We start from the raw sequence: 16,731 nt of genomic DNA on the forward strand, positions 1-16,731 counted from the left end.
GGTCGGGTCATGGCAGTCGAACTCAGCACCCGGACCACCCGGGGCACCCAGGCGACACCGACGTTCTCCACCATGCGGTTCCCCGCCGGTGAAGCACACGTCAAGGTCGCACACGACGCCGACGCGGGGGACCTCATCGAGATCGCGACCCTGCGCGGCACGAACGGCGACGACCTCCTCATGCTCGGCATGTGGGCGGACGCCGTCCGGCAGCGCGGATCCCGGTCCGTCGCTCTCGTCCCGTACCTGCCCGGCGCCCGGCAGGACCGCGGCCTCCCCTTCGGCGCGAAGGTCTACGCGGACGTCATCAACGGCTTCGGGATCGACCAGGTCATCGCGTTCGACCCGCACTCGCCGGTGATCGTCGACCTGGTGGAGCGCCTGACCGTGGTCACGAGCGAGACCGTCGTCCGCGACCAGGTCGTCGCCGGCTCGGACTACAGCGGGATCATCGCCCCCGACAAGGGCGCGGTCGCGCGGGCCTCCGCCGTCGCCGACGCCTGCGGGCTGCCGGTGTTCCGCGCCGAGAAGCACCGCAACCCGGACACCGGCAAGCTCGACGGCTTCACGTGCGAGCCGCTGCCGGACACCGGTCGCCTGCTCGTCGTCGACGACATCTGCGACGGCGGCGGCACGTTCATGGGCCTCGCGACCGCGACGGGGCTGACGAAGGACCGCCTCGGCCTCTGGGTCTCGCACGGCGTCTTCTCCGGCCGGGCCCCGCAGCTCGCCGAGCACTTCGGGGAGATCGTCACGACGGACTCCTACCCCGCGCAGAACGCCATCGAGGGCCTGCGCACGATCGAACTCACCCCCTACCTGACGGAGCAGATCCGATGACGCAGACCGACACCACCACGACCGGCACCGACGGCACCACCGGCATCGCGCCCCGCCTCACCGGCCCGAGCCCGATCGCCCCGCTCCTCGCCGTCGACGGCTACAAGCACTCGCACCGACAGGTCTACCCGGGCGGCACCACCCGGATCCTCATCAACTGGACGAACCGTTCGAACGCACACATGCCCGAGTCGACGCACGCCGTGGTGTTCGGCCTGCAGGCGTTCATCCAGCGTTCCCTCGTCGAGGCGTGGGCGCCGTTCTTCGCCGCGGACGAGGACGAGGTCGCCGGCCTGTTCGAGCAGGCACTGCAGGGGTACTTCGGCCCGAACCACATCGGCACCGACCACGTCCGGGCACTCCACCGCCTCGGGTACCTCCCGCTCGAGATCCGCGCGCTCCCCGAGGGCACCCTCGCCCCGATCGGTGTCGCGACCCTCACCGTCGAGAACACCGTCGACGAGTTCTTCTGGCTGCCGAACTACATCGAGACAGCCCTGTCGGCCTCGATCTGGCACCCGTCGACCGTCGCGACGAAGGCACTCGAGTACCGCGACCTCATGGAGGACTGGGCCGCCCGCACCGGCGCCGACCCGGCCAGCATCGACTTCGCCGCGCACGACTTCTCCTTCCGGGGACAGTCGAGCATCGAGTCGGCCGCGGCCGGTGGCGCCGGGCACCTCCTCTCGTTCCTCGGCACCGACTCGATGCCGTCGCTCGACTTCATCGACCGCTACTACCCGGGTGACAACGGCTGGGTGGCCGCGAGCGTCCCGGCCACCGAGCACAGCGTGATGTGCGTGCGCGGCGCCGAGGGCGAGCTGGCGACCTTCGAGCAGATCCTCGACGTGTACCCGACGGGCATCGTGTCGGCCGTGAGCGACGGGTTCGACCTCTTCAAGGTGATCACCGAGACGCTCCCGCAGCTGAAGGACCGGATCACGGGTCGCGACGGCAAGCTCGTCATCCGCCCGGACTCGGGCGACCCGGTGGACATCGTCACCGGCACCGTGCACGGGGTCGACACCGCGGCGCTGACCGACCCGGGTCGCAGCCACGAGGAGAAGGGCGTCGTCGAACTCCTCGACGAGATCTTCGGGCACACCGTGAACGACCAGGGCTTCAAGGTCCTCGACCAGCACATCGGCGTGATCTACGGCGACAGCATCACCCTCGACCGTGCCCGCCGCATCTACGAGCGACTCGCCGCCAAGGGCTACGCGAGCGACAACATCGTGCTCGGCATCGGCTCGTACACGTACCAGTACATGACCCGCGACAACCTCGGCAGCGCAGTCAAGGCCACCTGGGCGCTGGTGGACGGCGAGCCCGTCGACATCCAGAAGGACCCGAAGACGGGCAGCGGCAAGAAGAGCGCGAAGGGCCGGATCGCCCTGCACCGCGACGCGACCGGCGAGATCCGCCAGACCGACCAGGCCACCGCCGAGGACGAGGCGACGAGCCTGCTCCAGCCCGTGTGGGTCGACGGCCGGTTCCGGGTCCTGCAGTCGTTCGCGGATGTGCGGGAGACCCTCCGCCGCGAGCGCACCGAGCGCACCGACCGCGCGGCCCGTCGGGCGACGGCGTGACCGACGCCACCTCGGCGGCCCGCGACCAGCCGCTCATCGCGATCGACGTCGTCCCGATGTCGTTCACGACGAGCGGCTGGTTGCGGGTCGCCACCGCGCGTCGGCAGTACGCGCCGTACGCGGGCCAGGAGGCGCTCCCCGGCGTGCTCCTGGATGCTGCGGAACTCCTCGCCGACGGTGCACGACGCGCACTGCGCACCAAGACCGGGATCGACGCGGCGACGGTCCGGCACCTCGCGCAGGTCGGCGCGTTCGACGGACCCGACCGCGACCCGCGGAGCGCCGCGATCAGCGTCGCCTTCCTGGCCGTCCTGGCACCGGCGGTGACGACCCCGACGCCGGCCGCGGCGGCCGCTGTGGTGGCCCCGCCCTCGGCCGCCGGACCCGCGGTCTGGCGCGTGCCCGGGGAAGACGACCCGCGCCTCCCGTTCGACCACGACGCGATCATCCGAGCCGCCCTCGACCACGTCCGTACCCGGATCTGGCGCGACCTGCCGCTCACGCGCGCGTTGCTCGGCGAGGTGTTCACCACCTCCGATGCCTCCGCGCTGCAGACCGCGCTGACGGGCGTGCAGCCGGACCCGGGCAACACGAACCGGGCGCTGCGGACCAACCCGGCGCTCGTCCGCGCCGACGCGTCGGCCACGGCCGCGGTCCGCGGCGGCCGTCCCCCGGCAACCTGGACGTGGGCGGGCTGATCGCGGTTGGGTGGGGGCATGCCCTCCGCTCCGCTGTCCGGTGACACCTCGTTCGCGTTCCCGGAGTACACCGACCCGCCAGCATCACCGTTCGACGTCGCCCGCACCTGGATCGACGAGGCGCGGGACGGCGACGTGTCCGAGCCGATGTCGATGACGCTCGCCACCGCGGGGTCCGACGGCCGGGTCTCGGCGCGGACCGTGGACGTGAAGCGGCTCGACGACCGCGGGCTCGTGTTCGGGACCTCGACGCTCAGCCCGACGGGCCGGCAGCTCGACGACAACCCGTTCGCCGCGCTCCAGGTGTACTGGCGGGAGACCATGCAGCAGCTGCGGTTCGAGGGCCGGGCCGTGCAGCTCTCCGACGCCGAGTCCGACGCGCTGTTCGCCGACCGGTCGCCGAAGTCCCGCGCCGCCACCGCGATCGCCGACCAGTCCTCGGTGCTCGAGCCCCGGACGCTGCAGGACCTCATCGACGACGCGAACGCGCTGCTCGACGAGTCCGAGGACGACGTGCCCCGCCCGGAGGGCTGGGTGGCGTGGCGACTCGAGCCGGACCGCGTCGAGTTCTGGCACGGCAGCCGCGACCGGATGCACCGGCGGTTGCAGTACGTGCTCGCCGACGGTGCGTGGTCGGCGGCGCGGCTGCAGCCGTAGCGCGGCGCGGGCGGCGCGCGGCCGCTGGCCTGCCGGCCGCACAACCAAAGTGCGCTCGAACCACGCAATCCCGTGGCTCGAGCGCACTTTGGTTGTGCGAACGCGAGCCGCCCCGCGTCGCGCCGCGCGGCGCGCCGCCCGCGCTACCGCGCGATCGGGTTCGGCATCGCCCCCGCCCGGATGAGCGACGACGACTGGTCCGCCAGGTCCACCATCGACAGCGTGTTCCGCAGCTGCAGCCGGTTGAGGCACGAGTGCTCGAACGCCGGCACCCGCAGGTCCAACGGCCGCCGGCGCTCCGGGTGGGCCGCGGCGTGCGCGTCGACGCACTCCCCCACCACCTGCCAGAACCGCGACTCCGGCAGGACCCCGTCGTCGTCGAGGATCGCCGCGACGAAGCGCAGCACCCCGTCGAACACGTCGGTGAACACGGCGAGCGCCGCTTCGTCGTCGTCCACCGGGTGCACGATGCGCTCGATGTCGGCGGGCACCGGGCGGTCCGCGTGCCGCCCGAGCACCGCGACCTCTTCGCCGATGTCCTTCATCACCGCGCGCACCACGACCCCGTCACGGACGACGAGCACGAGGTTCTCGCCGTGCGGCATGAACACCAGGTCGTGCACGGTCAGGCAGTGCACCACGGGCAGCAGGTACGCGTCGAGCCAGCGCCGCACCCACTCGTCGGCCGGCAGCCCCGATGCCTCGATCAGCGCCGACACGACGGCGTCGCCCGAGGCGTCCCGGTGCAGCAGCGCGGCCATCGTCAGCAGTCGCTCGCCGTCCGTCACCCGCGGCAGCGGGCTCTCCCGCCACAGCGCCGCGAGCATCTTCCGCTGCGGTGAGGACACGTCGACCCGGTGGTAGGCGTCCCCGGTGTACCCGATCGCCGCGTGCTCCCGGAGCACCGAGAACCCGGCGCCGGCCAGCGTCTCGTCCGCGGACACGAGCGCCGCGACCCAGTCGTTCACGGCCGGGGTGTTCCGCATGTACGCGGGCGACATCCCCCGCAGGAACCCCATGTTCTGCACGGCGAGCGCCGTCTTGACGTACGAGCGCTCCGGGTGGGAGCGGTCGAACGCCGTCCGGATCGACTGCTGCGGCTGGTACTCGTCCGGCCCCTCGCCGAGGTCGACCAGGTCCTGCCGCCCGAGGTCCGGCGCGAACGTGACGGCGATCCGGTGCTGCCACTGCCACGGGTGCACGGGGATCCAGACGTAGTCCTCGGGGTCGAGTCCCCGGGACACCAGCACGGCCCGGAACCCGGCGGTGGTCTCCGGGTCGAGCTCGGCCGCCCAGTGGTCGCGCTCGGTGCGGTCCGCGGCGAGCGCGAGGTGCGTGCAGGCCCGGCGTGCGGCGAGCCAGCGGTAGCGGAACCGACCGCCGGCCTCGGGGGCGTAGGCGCGGTACTCGTCCAGCCCGAACCCGATCCGCCCGTTCGCCGCCACGAACGCCGGGTGCCCCTCGGTCATCGCCGACTCGACGTCCTGGAACGACGCGACGACGCGGTCGGCCCCCTCCGTGCGCCCCCGTGCGAGCTGCGCTGCTGATGGCCCACCGCGACGGTGCTTCGCGGCGGCGCTGGCGAGGGTGGAGGCGATCTCCTCGAGGTACGTGCCGAGCAGCGCGTCGGGGATCCCGAGCACGTCGCGCAGCTCGAGGACGAGGTCCTGCGCGCTGAGCGGGGCCGCCGCACCGGCGCGGGTGCGGGTCAGCGACGCCTCGTCGATCGACCAGTGCTCGAGCACGTGCCGACGCGCGCGGAACCGGTAGGTCGACTCCCCCGCGTCGAGCCGCCAGGCGTCGCCGTCCGGCTGCGGTTCCACGAGGCGCTCGTGCGTGAACTCGGCGATCGCCTTCGCCACGAGGTGCCGCTGGGCCGGTTCGAGGTGCTCCGGCTGGAGGTGCGCCGCGGGCCCGTCGCCCTCGGGCAGCCCGATCCGGTCGGTGTCGAGCACGGACAACAGGGCGCGCTTGCCGTCGACGTCGACCTCGCGCAGCACGCGGAACCCGACCTCGGCGTTCTTCGCGTGCACGGCGGTGTTCCGGACGTCGGGCTCGACGACGACGCGGCGTGCTCCGAGGACGTCGCGGCAGTGCTCGACGACGGTGCGCATGACGGCGCTCGTCAGTCCGTGCACCCGTCCGTCGGCGGGCGGCGGCGCGACGAGCAGGTGCATGCCGACGTCGCCGGGTTCGGCGGCGAACACGTCGGTGAGCAGGACCCGTGCCGGGTCGTACGTCTCCGCGAGGAACACCGGGACGCCGTCACGACGGCCGAGCCACGCGGCCTGCGCGGGATCCGCCTGCACGCCCGCGAGGTACGTCCGCACCGCGTCGACGTCGAGGTGTCCCATGCCCCACCACGACGACGCGGGGTGCGCGAGCCACGACTGCACGAGGGCGGCGTCACGACCCGGGTCCACGGGTTCGACGGCCAGGAGGCGCGGCTCGGCCCCGCCGACCTCGGTCACGTCGGGCAGGGTGGTCGCGTCGACGGTCATGCGGAGACCTCCGCGCGCTCGGTCGCGTGCCGGGGCGGCGCGCCGTCCGCGGTGCTGCCACGTGCCGTGGAGCGGGCGGAGGCGGGCAGGCCGAACTCCTGGAAGGCGATCCGCGCCTCCAGGCCGTACACGGGCCGACCCGTGACGGAGCGGATGATCGACGCGTTCCGCCACGCCCCCATGCCGAGGTCGGGTGCGGTGAGGCCGTGCGTGTGCTCCTCGGCGTTCTGCACCCAGATGCGGCCGCCGAGTCGGTCGACGTGGTGGTCGCGTGCGACCGCCAGGCGCCCCCGGGAGTCGCGGGCGACGAGGTGCTCGACCGGTGCGAGGAACGCCGCGGACCGCGGTCGGTACCCGGTCGCCAGGACCAGCCGCTCGACCTCGTGCTCGTACGTCTCGCCGAGCTGCTCGTGCCGGAGGGTCAGCCGGTACGTCCCCCGGTCCGCCAGCCAGACGGCGTCGACCACGCTCGTCTCGGTGCGGAGCGTCGTCGGGACCGGTCCCGGCGCGCTGAGCCGGTACAGCTGGTCGTAGAGCGCGTCGACGAGGTCCGCGCTGATGCCCTTGTACAGCCCGCGCTGCTCGCGACCGAGGTGGTCGCGGACGTCCTCGGGCAGGGCGTGGAAGTGGTCCGTGTACTCCGGGCTCGTCATCTCGAGCGTGAGCTTGGTGTCCTCCATCGGGAAGAACCGCGGCGAGCGGGTGATCCAGTCGAGGCGGTAGCCGTCCCGCCGGACGTCCTCGAGCAGCTCGCGGTAGACCTCGGCGGCGGACTGGCCACTGCCGATCACCGCGATCGACCCGGCACGGCGCAGGGCGTCACGGTTCGGCAGGAACTCGGCGGAGTGGATCGCCGGCCCGTCGATGCCCCGAAGGGGTGCGGGGACGGACGGCTCCGTGCCGATGCCGACGACGACGTGGCGTGCGCGGTACGTCTCGGGACCCCGATCGGTCTCGGCGTGCACCGTGAACAGGTCGGTCGTCACGTCGTGCTCGACGGCCGTGACCCGGCGACCCCAGCGGAGGGTGTCGAGCCGGTCGGCGGCCCACCGGCAGTACGCGTCGTACTCGCTGCGGAGGGGGTGGAAGTCCTCGCGGATGTAGAACGGGTAGAGCCGACCGGTCTCCTTGAGCCACGCCAGGAACGAGAACGGCGAGGTCGGGTCCGCCATCGTCACGAGGTCCGCCATGAACGGCACCTGGATCGTGGCGTCGTCGAGCATCATGCCGTGGTGCCAGGCGAAGCCGTCGGCGGCGTCGAGGAACACCGCGTCGAGGTCGTCGAGCGGGTCGGTGAGGCAGGCGAGGCCGAGGTTGAACGGCCCGATGCCGATGCCGATCAGGTCGTGGACGGGGCGGTCGGCGGTCTCGTCGGCGGTCCTGTCGGCGGTCCGGAGGTCGTCGGCGGTGGTCATCGCGTTGCTCCTTCCGGGGCGGAGGTGGCCGCGCGGACGCGCGCTGCCGTCGCGGCGACGTGGTCGAGCGAGGCGCGCATCTGCGCCGGGGTCGTCTCCGGGTTGAGCAGCGTCAGCTTGTTGCAGGGGCGCCCGTCGATCACGGTCTTCGCGATGAGCACCCGCCCCTCGGCGAGGAGGGCCGCCCGGATCGGAGCCACCAGTGCGTCGGCGTCCGCGTCGGTCACGCCGGCGGGCTGCCACCGGAACAGCACGGTGCTGAGCTGCGTCGGCGCGACGAGCACGAGGTCCGGGTGCTCATCGACGATCGCGTGCGTCGCCACCGCGAGGTCGATCACTGCGTCGAACGCCCGCCCGACGGCCTCGGCGCCGGTCGCACGGAGAGTCGCCCAGAGCTTCAACGCGTCGAACCGCCTGGTGGTCTGCAGGGACTTGTCGACCTGGTTCGGCTCGGCGGCGTCCTCGGGGTTGAGGTAGTCCGCGTACCAGGCCGTGCGGCGGAGGTCGGCGGGGTCGCGGACGACCAGGGCGCTCGACGACACCGGCTGGAAGAACGACTTGTGCAGGTCGGCGGTCACGCTCCGCGCACGCTCGATCCCGTCGAGCAGGTGCCGACGGGTCGGGGACACGAGCAGGCCGCAGCCGTACGCGGCGTCGACGTGGAGCCAGACGTCCTCGAGGTCGCACACGTCGGCGATCGGCTCGAGCGGGTCGATCACGCCGCGGTCGGTGGTGCCCGCCGTGGCGACGACGGCCATCGGGGTGCGGCCGGCCGTGCGGGCGGCCGCGATCGCCTCGGCGAGGGCCGCGGGACGCATCCGGCCGGCCCGGTCGGTGGGGACGTCGACGACGGCGTCGTCGGGGAGGCCGAGGAGCCGGGCGGACTTGCGGACGCTGAAGTGGGACTCGGCGGTGGCGAAGACGGTGAGCACCGGGGCAGTCGAGGCCGTCGCTGCCGTCGCGGCTGCCGCTGCTGTTGCTGCCTCTCGCGCCAGCAGCAGCGCCTGCAGGTTCGACTGGGACCCGCCCGAGGTGAACACCCCGTCACCGCCCGCGAACCCGATGCGCCCCGCGAGCCACGCCACCACGTGCCGCTCGATGTCGGTCCCGATCCGCGACTGGTCCCAGGTGTCCACCGAGGTGTTCACGGCGGCGAGCACCGACTCCGCCGCGACCGCGGGCAGCGCGACCGGGCAGTTGAGGTGGGCGAGGTACGCCGGGTCGTGGAACCAGACGGCCTCGCGGACGAACAGGTCGTCGAGCTCGGCGAGCGCCCGGTCCGTCCCGAGGGGTTCCGCGTCGAGGTCGACGGCGGCGACGCGGGCCCGGAGTTCGTCCGCGGCGGTGTCGGTCGTCGGTCGGTCGACGTCGGAGATGCGGTCCGCGAGCCGGTCGACCGTCGTGGTGACGGTGGTCCGGTAGCGCTCGGCGTTGGCAGAGGTCAACAATTCGATGAGGGCTGTCACGTTAGGTAAGGCTAACCTCACCTCGCCGCGATTGTCACGCGCGGCAGCGCGCTCCCGACATGGCCGGGCGCGTCGGCGTCAGGGGCTCAGCGCCTCAGAGCTTCTCGATCGGCGCGATCTTGATGAGGAGCTTCTTGCGGCCCGCGGAGTCGAACGCGATCTCGGCGATGCGCTTGGCGCCGATGCCGGTCACGGCCGAGACCGTCCCCTCGCCGAAGTCGACGTGCTTGATGCGGTCGCCGGCCACGAGCTCCATGTCGCCGTTGTCGCGGACCTGCCCGGACACGCGGTTCGCCCACTCGGTCTTCGGACGGGTCTTCTGCGCTGCGGCCGCCCGGTCGTACGAGCCACCGCCCCAGCCGCCACCGCCGCGGTACCCGCCGCCGGCGCCGCCGCCCGAGCCGCCGATCCCGCCGCCCCGTCGGGCGTTGAGGGCCCGGGGTTCGGTCCCGCCGCGGCTGTTCGCCATGCCGGGAGACTGCTTCCACTCGATGAGCCCCTCGGGGATCTCCTGCAGGAAGCGGGACGGCATCGCCACGTTGACGTCACCGAACTGCGCGCGGGTCATCGCGAGCGACAGGAAGAGGGACTTCTTGGCGCGGGTGATCCCCACGTAGAAGAGCCGGCGTTCCTCGGACGGGCCACCCGGCTCGTTCGCCGACATCCGGTGCGGCAGCAGGTCTTCCTCGACGCCGGTGAGGAACACCGCGTCGTACTCGAGCCCCTTCGCCGTGTGCAGGGTCATGAGCGACACCGTTCCCGACGAGTCGTCGAGCTCGTCCGCCGCGGCGACGAGGGAGACCTCGGTCAGGAAGTCGGACAGCGTGCCCTCGGGGTTGTTCTTCTGGAACTCCCGCGTCACCGCGACGAGCTCGTCGATGTTGTCCGCACGGGCGGCGTCCTGCGCGTCGGGCGACTTCCGGAGGTTCTCGAGCAGCCCCGAGCCGTCGAGCAGCTGTGTGAGGGTGTCCACGACCGGCTGGGTACCGGCGCGGGACGAGACGTCGTCGAGCAGGGCGGCGAACGCCGTGATCGCGTTGCGCACCTTCGGCCCGAACCCGAGTTCGTCGGCGTGCCGGAGGGCGTCCCGCATCGTCGTCTCGTGCTCGTCGGCGTAGCGCTGCAGGGTGGTCTCGGTGACCGCGCCGATGCCGCGCTTCGGGACGTTGAGGACCCGTCGGAGTGCCATCGGGTCGGCCGGGTTGGCGACGGTGATCAGGTACGCCATGGCGTCCTTGATCTCGGCGCGCTCGTAGAACTTCGTGCCGCCGAGGACCCGGTACGGGATCGCCGCCCGGATGAAGATCTCCTCCAGCGCACGGGTCTGCGAGTTCGTCCGGTAGAAGACGGCCATGTCGCGGTAGGACATGCCGTCCTCGTGCAGGCGCTGGATCTCGTCGGCGACGAACTGGGCCTCGTCGTGCCCGGTGTAGCCCGTGAACCCGACGATCTTGTCGCCGGCGCCGACGTCCGTGAACAGGTTCTTCGCCTGCCGGTCGAAGTTGTTCGCGATGACGGCGTTCGCGGCGTCGAGGATGTTCTGCGTCGACCGGTAGTTCTGCTCGAGCAGGACGACCTTCGAGTTCGGGAAGTCCCGCTCGAACTCGACGATGTTGCGGATGTCCGCCCCGCGGAAGGCGTAGATGGACTGGTCGGAGTCGCCGACGACGGTCAGCGACGCCGGGGCGATCGACCCGTCGGCCTCGCGCATGCGGGCGACGTGCTGCCCGGCGTCCTCGAGCTTGTCCACCTGCTCGACGGGGACCGGCCGCGTGAGCTCGCGGATGAGGGCGTACTGCGCGTGGTTGGTGTCCTGGTACTCGTCGACGAGGATGAACCGGAACCGGCGCTGGTAGAGCGCGGCGACCTCGGGGAAGGCGCGGAAGAGGAACACCGTCTGGCCGATGAGGTCGTCGAAGTCGAACGCGTTCGCCCGGCGCAGCTCGTTCGTGTACCGCCGGAAGACCTCGGTGAACATGACTTCTTGCGGGTCGTTCGCGTTGATGTTCCGGGCGTAGGAGTCGATGTCCTGCAGCTCGTTCTTGAGCTTCGAGATCTTCGAGGCCGCAGCGCCGACGGTCAGCCCGAGCGAGTCCGCCTCGAGCTCCTTGATGATCCGCTTGAGCAGGGCCTTCGAGTCGGCGGAGTCGTAGATCGTGAACGACTGCGCGAACCCGAAGCGCTCGGCCTCGCGCCGGAGGATCCGCACGCACGCCGAGTGGAAGGTGGAGATCCACATCCCCTCGGACGCCTGCCCGACCAGCGCCCGCACGCGCTCGCGCATCTCGGCCGCGGCCTTGTTCGTGAAGGTGATCGCCAGGATCTGCGACGGCCAGGCTTCTCGGTTGGCGAGCAGCAGCGCGATGCGGCGGGTCAGCACGCTCGTCTTGCCGGAGCCCGCACCCGCCACGATGAGCAGGGACTCGCCGCGGTACTCGACGGCTTCCTTCTGCTGGGGGTTCAGACCCGCGGTGAAGGGGTCGTCGTAGGCGCGGTCACCGGCGCCGGAACCGTCAGCACGGCCGGGCGTCGAGTCGAAGGGGTCGAGCACGATCGTCATGTCCGGGACAGTCTAGGCCGGGCCTCCGACAGCCGAGCGGGCGAGCACGGCCAGGTCGGTGTGGTCGGCGAACACCCCGTCGACGCCGGTGCGGACGACCGAGGTGAACCACCGCTCCCAGTCGCCGAACGCCGCGACCTCGCCGCCACGACGCAACGGCGCCGGCAGGAAGCGGTTCTCCGGCCGCAGCGTCCACGTGTACACGGCGAGCCCGGCCTCGTGCGCGCGGTCGACGACGGCGCTCCGCACGGGTGCCGGATCCTCGAGCGCGACGCTGTCCACCCCGGCCATCAGCGTCCCCAGGTCGACGCTGATGCCGTGGAACTCCGTCGCGAACGCCGTGAGCGCGTCGTCGGATCGCTCGGCCGCGTAGGTGGGAGCCAGCGACCCGTGGGACGCGACCTCATCCGCCGCGCTGCCCCGCGCCTCCTGGAGGTAGACGAGCCGCCCGCCGGTCCCGCGCTCACGGAGGTCCCGCAGCACCCCCTTCTCGAAGCTCTCGACGGTGAGGCGCTCGTCCCCGCGCCACCCGGTCTCGGCGAGGACCCCGTCGAGGAGCTGCCCCATCGGGAAGCCGGCGCGGTCGAAGAAGTCGGCGTGCTTGACCTCCGCGACGAGTCCGACCGGCCGGGGAGCCGCGTCGAGGATCGCGAGCAGGTCCTCGAGGCGGAGGACCGGCTCCTCGCCGTCGTGCTCCGCCGACCCCGGTCGCAGGGCGGGGAGGCGCTCGCGGGTCCGCAGCGTCCGCAGCTCGGCCCACGTGAAGTCCTCGGTGAACCAGCCCGTCGTCTTCTGCCCGTCGACCGTCTTCGTCGTGCGCAGGTGCCGGAACTCGGGGTGGTCTGCGACGTCGGTCGTGCCGGACACCTCGTTCTCGTGCCGCAGCACCAGCACGCCGTCCTTCGTGGGCACGAGGTCCGGCTCGATCGCGTCGGCACCGAGTTCGATCGCGAGCTCGTACGCGCTCCGCGAGTGCTCGGGACGGTAGCCGGACGCGCCGCGGTGGGCGATCACCAGGGTCATGGCCCCGACACTACGGCCACATCCGGCGCGCGGCGTCCCCGGGCCGGTAGGTTCACGGCATGGGGCTCGACCGGGGGTGGAAGCGGAGCAGCGTCGCCGCGGCGACGGTGCTGGTCGGCGTCGCGGCGTGGGTCGTGCCGGCCTCCGGATCGGCACCCCTGCACCTCGCCGAGGGCGGGGGCGAGGTCTGCATGGAGGGTCGCACGGACGCCACCGTCGGCATCGCGATGCTCGACCACCCGACGGGCGACCCGATCGTCGTCAGCGCGGTGTCCGCACCGGGGGACGGCGTGCGCATCGTCGACGCGTTCGTGGTCCGGTACCCGCACGGTGCGACGGACCCGGTCCGGTACGGGACGGACGAGTGGCCGGTCCCCGCACACTGGGGCGAGCCGGAACCGGCGCTCGGCGCGTCGGTCGCCGCGGGCGATGCCGCCGACCTCGTCGTGCACGTCCGCCGCGATGCGCGCGACGGCGGCTCGGTGGGTCCGGTGCGGGTCGCGTACACGCAGGGCGCGCGGCTGTGGTCGGAGACCACCGGTACCGAGGTCGCGCTGCGCGCGCACTGCTGATCCAGGAGGCGCGGTGCCGGTCCGTTCCGACCCTCGCCGTGAGCGGTCGGCGGGCTCCGGGCCGGTTCGGGGCGCGCACGCAGCGCACGACCGTAGGCTGCGCTCGTCGGGTCCCCACGGGGCCGCTTCCGCTCGCCGCGAATCCTCAGCCTTCCGCGACCGAGCCCACCTAGGCTGAGAGGACTCGAATCTCCAAGGAAGAGGACACCATGGCCTTCAAGCCCGGTTTCGACCAGTCCCCCGCCTTCAACAACCAGGGGCCCAACACCTGGGGTGGGCGCGGCGCTGGTCAGCAGCAGGCCGGCTGGGGACAGACCCCGCAGCAGGCACAGGGCGGGATGACCCCCGAGCAGCTGCAGTACATGTACGACCGCCCGGCGGCCAGCACGGTCGACACGGACCGCATGTCGTACGAGGACACCATCGTCAAGACGCTGCTCGCGTTCGGCGTGCTCGTCGTGGGTGCCGTGGCCGGCTGGAACGCACCGATGATCGTCTGGATCATCGGCGCCGTCGCCGGGTTCGTGCTGGCGCTCGTCAACATGTTCAAGAAGCAGCCGTCGCCCGGGCTCGTCCTGGCGTACTCCTTCGCCCAGGGCCTGTTCGTCGGTGGCATCTCGCACTACTACCAGAACGCGTTCGGCGGCATCGTCGTGCAGGCCGTGTTCGGCACGCTCGGTGTCTTCGCCGTGACGCTCGCGCTGTTCGCCTCCGGCAAGGTCCGCGCGACGCCGAAGGCCACGCGCTTCTTCCTCGTCGCGATGGTCGGGTACCTGGTGTTCTCGCTCATCAACCTGGTCCTCATGTGGACCGGCGTGACGCAGACCGCGTTCGGTGCCCTCGGGTTCGAGATCTTCGGCATCCCGCTCGGCGTGATCATCGGCATCCTCGTCGTGGTCATGGCGGCGTACTCGCTGATCCTCGACTTCGACCAGATCCAGACCGGCGTCCGTCGTGGCGCTCCCCGGATCTACGCGTGGACGGCGGCGTTCGGGCTCATCGTCACGATCGTGTGGCTGTACCTCGAGATCCTGCGCATCCTCGCCATCGTGGCGAGCAGCCAGCGCAACTAGTACTCGGGACGACCCGAAGGGCCCCGGCGAACACGCCGGGGCCCTTCGTCGTTCCCGGGTCAGGGGCGGCCGACGACCCTCCCACGCCGAGATCGCATGACATGCCGCACGTGCATCGCCGAGGTCGCACAACGTGCCGCCCGTGCATCGCCGAGGTCGCACAACGTGCCGCACGACCTCGCCGCGAGCGGCAGATCGTGCGACTTCGCCGCACGCACGACCTCGCCGCACGCACGACCTCGCCGACCGGCCTCCGGACGCGGGACGGCCCGGCACGCAGGACGCGTGCCGGGCCGTCAGCGCGGGAGGACTACTCCCACTCGATCGTCCCCGGCGGCTTCGACGTGACGTCGAGCACGACCCGGTTCACGTCGGGCACCTCGTTCGTGATGCGGTTCGAGATCTTCGCGAGGGTGTCGTACGGCAGGCGCGTCCAGTCGGCGGTCATGGCGTCTTCCGACGAGACCGGACGGAGCACGATGGGGTGGCCGTACGTGCGACCGTCGCCCTGGACGCCCACGGAACGGACATCGGCGAGCAGGACGACCGGGCACTGCCAGATCTCCTCGTCGAGGCCGGCCGCGGTGAGCTCTTCGCGGGCGATCTTGTCGGCCGCGCGGAGCAGCTCGAGACGGTCCTTCGTGACCTCGCCGACGATGCGGATGCCGAGCCCCGGGCCGGGGAACGGCTGGCGACCGACGATGACCTCGGGCAGTCCGAGCTCGCGACCGACGGCGCGGACCTCGTCCTTGAACAGGGTGCGGAGCGGCTCGACGAGCTCGAACGTCATGTCGTCGGGGAGACCGCCGACGTTGTGGTGCGACTTGATGTTCGCCGTTCCCGAGCCACCGCCGGACTCGACGACGTCCGGGTAGAGCGTGCCCTGCACGAGGAACTTGACCTCGGCATCAGAGTCGGAAGCCTGGGCCTCGAGCACCAGCGCCTCGGCCGCGGCCTCGAACGTGCGGATGAACTCGCGCCCGATGATCTTGCGCTTCTGCTCCGGGTCGCTCACGCCGGCGAGGGCGTCGAGGAACTGCTGCTCGGCGTCGATCGTGATGAGCCGCACACCGGTGGAGGCGACGTAGTCCTCTTCCACCTGCTTGCGCTCGTCGGCGCGGAGGAGCCCGTGGTCGACGAAGACGCAGGTGAGCTGGTCGCCGACGGCCTTATGCACGAGCGCCGCGGCGACGGCGGAGTCGACGCCACCGGAGAGTCCGGCGATGACCCGGGCGGCACCGACCTGTGCGCGGATGCGTTCGACCTGCTCCTCGATCACGTTCGCGGAGTTCCAGTCACCGGGGAGCCCGGCGGCACGGTGCAGGAAGTTCTCGAGCACGGCCTGGCCGTACACCGAGTGCTTGACCTCGGGGTGCCACTGCACGCCGTAGAGCTTGCGCTCGTCGGAGGCGAACGCGGCGACGGGGGTCGAGGCGCTGGACGCGAGGACCTCAAAGCCCTCGGGTGCCTTCGCCACGGAGTCGCCGTGGGACATCCAGGTCACCTGCGACTCCGGCTGGTCGCCGAGGAGTGTGCTCGTGCCGGGCGAGAGCGTGACGTCGGTCGCGCCGTACTCGCGCAGCCCGGTGTTCGCCACCTCGCCACCGAGCGCGGTCGCCATGGCCTGGAAGCCGTAGCAGATGCCGAGCACGGGGACGCCGAGGTCGAGGATGTCGCCGTCGAGCGCGGGCGCACCGGTCTCGTACACGGACGACGGGCCGCCGGACAGCACGATGGCCGCGGGGTCCTTCGCACGGACCTCGTCCGCCGTGATCGAGTGCGGGACGATCTCGCTGTAGACGTTCGCTTCACGGACCCGACGCGCGATGAGCTGCGCGTACTGGGCACCGAAGTCGACGACGAGGACGGGACGCTGTTCGGTCTCGCTCACCGAGCGGCCTCCTTCTCACGCTGCTGGGCAGCGGTCAGCTCGTGGTAGGTGTCCATGGCGATCTTCTGCATGCGGTGCTCGACCACGAACGACATGAACGGGATGATGCCCCCGAGGGCGATGAGCAGGAAGCGGATCGGCTTCCAGCGCATGATGCTCCACAGACGGAAGTCGGTGAAGAGGTAGAGCACGTACAGCCAGCCGTGGGCGATGAGGATGCCGATCGACAGGTTGAAGGTGCCGGGCTCCTTGCCCGCCGTGCCCTCCGGCACGAAGAACGCACCGCCGCCGAGCTGCATCTCGAGGTGCAGCGGCGTGTACTTGATGACCATCTCGACCACCAGGGCGAGCAGCAGCACGCCGGTGATGTACGCCGAGACGCGGTACCACTTCACCGCGCCCGGGATCTTCGGGATGTCGCGGGTACGGACGGTCAGAGCCATATC

13 protein-coding genes are annotated in these 16,731 nt (G+C 71.7%); 6 read left to right on the forward strand and 7 right to left on the reverse strand.

Annotation, left to right across the window (positions count from 1 at the left end):
- The first annotated feature begins 9 nt into the window (after window positions 1–9).
- The 4 genes from HWD93_RS08895 to HWD93_RS08910 are packed head-to-tail and all read left to right on the forward strand — an operon-like array spanning window position 10 to window position 3,784.
- Window positions 10–840 (forward strand): phosphoribosyltransferase family protein, encoded by an 831-nt coding sequence (locus HWD93_RS08895; RefSeq protein ID WP_070417730.1) that lies wholly within the window; start codon window positions 10–12, stop codon window positions 838–840.
- Window positions 837–2,429 carry a nicotinate phosphoribosyltransferase gene (locus tag HWD93_RS08900; protein WP_261646614.1) on the forward strand — a complete coding sequence of 531 codons (1,593 nt, stop codon included), beginning with the start codon at window positions 837–839 and terminating at the stop codon, window positions 2,427–2,429. Before HWD93_RS08895 ends, HWD93_RS08900 begins: the two co-directional genes overlap by 4 nt.
- The gene (locus tag HWD93_RS08905; RefSeq protein WP_261646615.1) at window positions 2,426–3,127 is read left to right on the forward strand and encodes an NUDIX domain-containing protein; all 702 of its coding nucleotides are present in this window, start codon (window positions 2,426–2,428) and stop codon (window positions 3,125–3,127) included. The genes HWD93_RS08900 and HWD93_RS08905 overlap by 4 nt, the downstream gene beginning before the upstream one ends.
- An 18-nt stretch (window positions 3,128–3,145) precedes the next feature.
- A complete protein-coding gene (locus tag HWD93_RS08910) occupies window positions 3,146–3,784 on the forward strand; it encodes a pyridoxal 5'-phosphate synthase (protein WP_071294778.1) in 639 nt (212 codons plus the stop codon).
- A 143-nt stretch (window positions 3,785–3,927) separates the two neighbouring features.
- Here HWD93_RS08910 and HWD93_RS08915 read toward each other — a convergent pair whose 3' ends face one another.
- The 5 genes from HWD93_RS08915 to HWD93_RS08935 form a co-directional block, all read right to left on the reverse strand.
- Complete coding sequence (locus HWD93_RS08915; RefSeq protein WP_261646616.1) at window positions 3,928–6,285, reverse strand: GNAT family N-acetyltransferase; 2,358 nt, start codon at window positions 6,283–6,285, stop codon at window positions 3,928–3,930.
- A complete protein-coding gene (locus HWD93_RS08920) occupies window positions 6,282–7,700 on the reverse strand; it encodes a lysine N(6)-hydroxylase/L-ornithine N(5)-oxygenase family protein (RefSeq protein WP_261646617.1) in 1,419 nt (472 codons plus the stop codon). The genes HWD93_RS08915 and HWD93_RS08920 overlap by 4 nt, the downstream gene beginning before the upstream one ends.
- Window positions 7,697–9,166: an aspartate aminotransferase family protein gene (locus HWD93_RS08925; RefSeq protein ID WP_261646618.1), complete on the reverse strand. Its 1,470-nt coding sequence runs from the start codon at window positions 9,164–9,166 to the stop codon at window positions 7,697–7,699. The genes HWD93_RS08920 and HWD93_RS08925 overlap by 4 nt, the downstream gene beginning before the upstream one ends.
- Window positions 9,167–9,260: 94 nt before the next feature.
- Window positions 9,261–11,726 (reverse strand): ATP-dependent helicase, encoded by a 2,466-nt coding sequence (locus HWD93_RS08930; RefSeq protein ID WP_070417725.1) that lies wholly within the window; start codon window positions 11,724–11,726, stop codon window positions 9,261–9,263.
- A gap of 12 nt (window positions 11,727–11,738) precedes the next feature.
- Entirely contained in the window at window positions 11,739–12,749 is a 1,011-nt protein-coding gene (locus tag HWD93_RS08935; RefSeq protein WP_071294783.1) for a glycerophosphodiester phosphodiesterase family protein, read from the reverse strand.
- 59 nt (window positions 12,750–12,808) lie between these two features.
- Here HWD93_RS08935 and HWD93_RS08940 point away from each other — a divergent pair, with 59 nt between their 5' ends.
- Together HWD93_RS08940 and HWD93_RS08945 are read left to right on the forward strand one after the other, a co-directional pair.
- The gene (locus HWD93_RS08940) at window positions 12,809–13,321 is read left to right on the forward strand and encodes a hypothetical protein (RefSeq protein ID WP_071302131.1); all 513 of its coding nucleotides are present in this window, start codon (window positions 12,809–12,811) and stop codon (window positions 13,319–13,321) included.
- 209 nt (window positions 13,322–13,530) lie between these two features.
- Window positions 13,531–14,394 (forward strand): Bax inhibitor-1/YccA family protein, encoded by an 864-nt coding sequence (locus HWD93_RS08945; protein WP_261646619.1) that lies wholly within the window; start codon window positions 13,531–13,533, stop codon window positions 14,392–14,394.
- A gap of 310 nt (window positions 14,395–14,704) precedes the next feature.
- Here HWD93_RS08945 and guaA read toward each other — a convergent pair whose 3' ends face one another.
- Both guaA and HWD93_RS08955 read right to left on the reverse strand, forming a co-directional pair.
- Window positions 14,705–16,285 (reverse strand): glutamine-hydrolyzing GMP synthase, encoded by a 1,581-nt coding sequence (guaA, locus tag HWD93_RS08950; protein ID WP_071294785.1) that lies wholly within the window; start codon window positions 16,283–16,285, stop codon window positions 14,705–14,707.
- Window positions 16,282–16,728 (reverse strand): DUF3817 domain-containing protein, encoded by a 447-nt coding sequence (locus tag HWD93_RS08955; RefSeq protein ID WP_070417720.1) that lies wholly within the window; start codon window positions 16,726–16,728, stop codon window positions 16,282–16,284. Before HWD93_RS08955 ends, guaA begins: the two co-directional genes overlap by 4 nt.
- Between the last annotated feature and the right edge of the window lie 3 nt (window positions 16,729–16,731).

It is taken from the genome of Curtobacterium sp. C2H10 (assembly GCF_025407985.1).
GTDB lineage: Bacteria > Actinomycetota > Actinomycetes > Actinomycetales > Microbacteriaceae > Curtobacterium.

Excerpts from the sequence above, each read along its gene's own strand:
- HWD93_RS08930 (WP_070417725.1), bottom strand. The coding sequence starts at position 11,726 with ATGACGATCGTGCTCGACCCCTTCGACTCGACGCCCGGCCGTGCTGAC.
- HWD93_RS08920 (WP_261646617.1), bottom strand. The coding sequence starts at position 7,700 with ATGACCACCGCCGACGACCTCCGGACCGCCGACAGGACCGCCGACGAG.
- HWD93_RS08895 (WP_070417730.1), top strand. The coding sequence starts at position 10 with ATGGCAGTCGAACTCAGCACCCGGACCACCCGGGGCACCCAGGCGACA.
- HWD93_RS08935 (WP_071294783.1), bottom strand. The coding sequence starts at position 12,749 with ATGACCCTGGTGATCGCCCACCGCGGCGCGTCCGGCTACCGTCCCGAG.
- HWD93_RS08955 (WP_070417720.1), bottom strand. The coding sequence starts at position 16,728 with ATGGCTCTGACCGTCCGTACCCGCGACATCCCGAAGATCCCGGGCGCG.
- HWD93_RS08900 (WP_261646614.1), top strand. The coding sequence starts at position 837 with ATGACGCAGACCGACACCACCACGACCGGCACCGACGGCACCACCGGC.
- HWD93_RS08910 (WP_071294778.1), top strand. The coding sequence starts at position 3,146 with ATGCCCTCCGCTCCGCTGTCCGGTGACACCTCGTTCGCGTTCCCGGAG.
- HWD93_RS08945 (WP_261646619.1), top strand. The coding sequence starts at position 13,531 with ATGGCCTTCAAGCCCGGTTTCGACCAGTCCCCCGCCTTCAACAACCAG.
- HWD93_RS08915 (WP_261646616.1), bottom strand. The coding sequence starts at position 6,285 with ATGACCGTCGACGCGACCACCCTGCCCGACGTGACCGAGGTCGGCGGG.
- HWD93_RS08940 (WP_071302131.1), top strand. The coding sequence starts at position 12,809 with ATGGGGCTCGACCGGGGGTGGAAGCGGAGCAGCGTCGCCGCGGCGACG.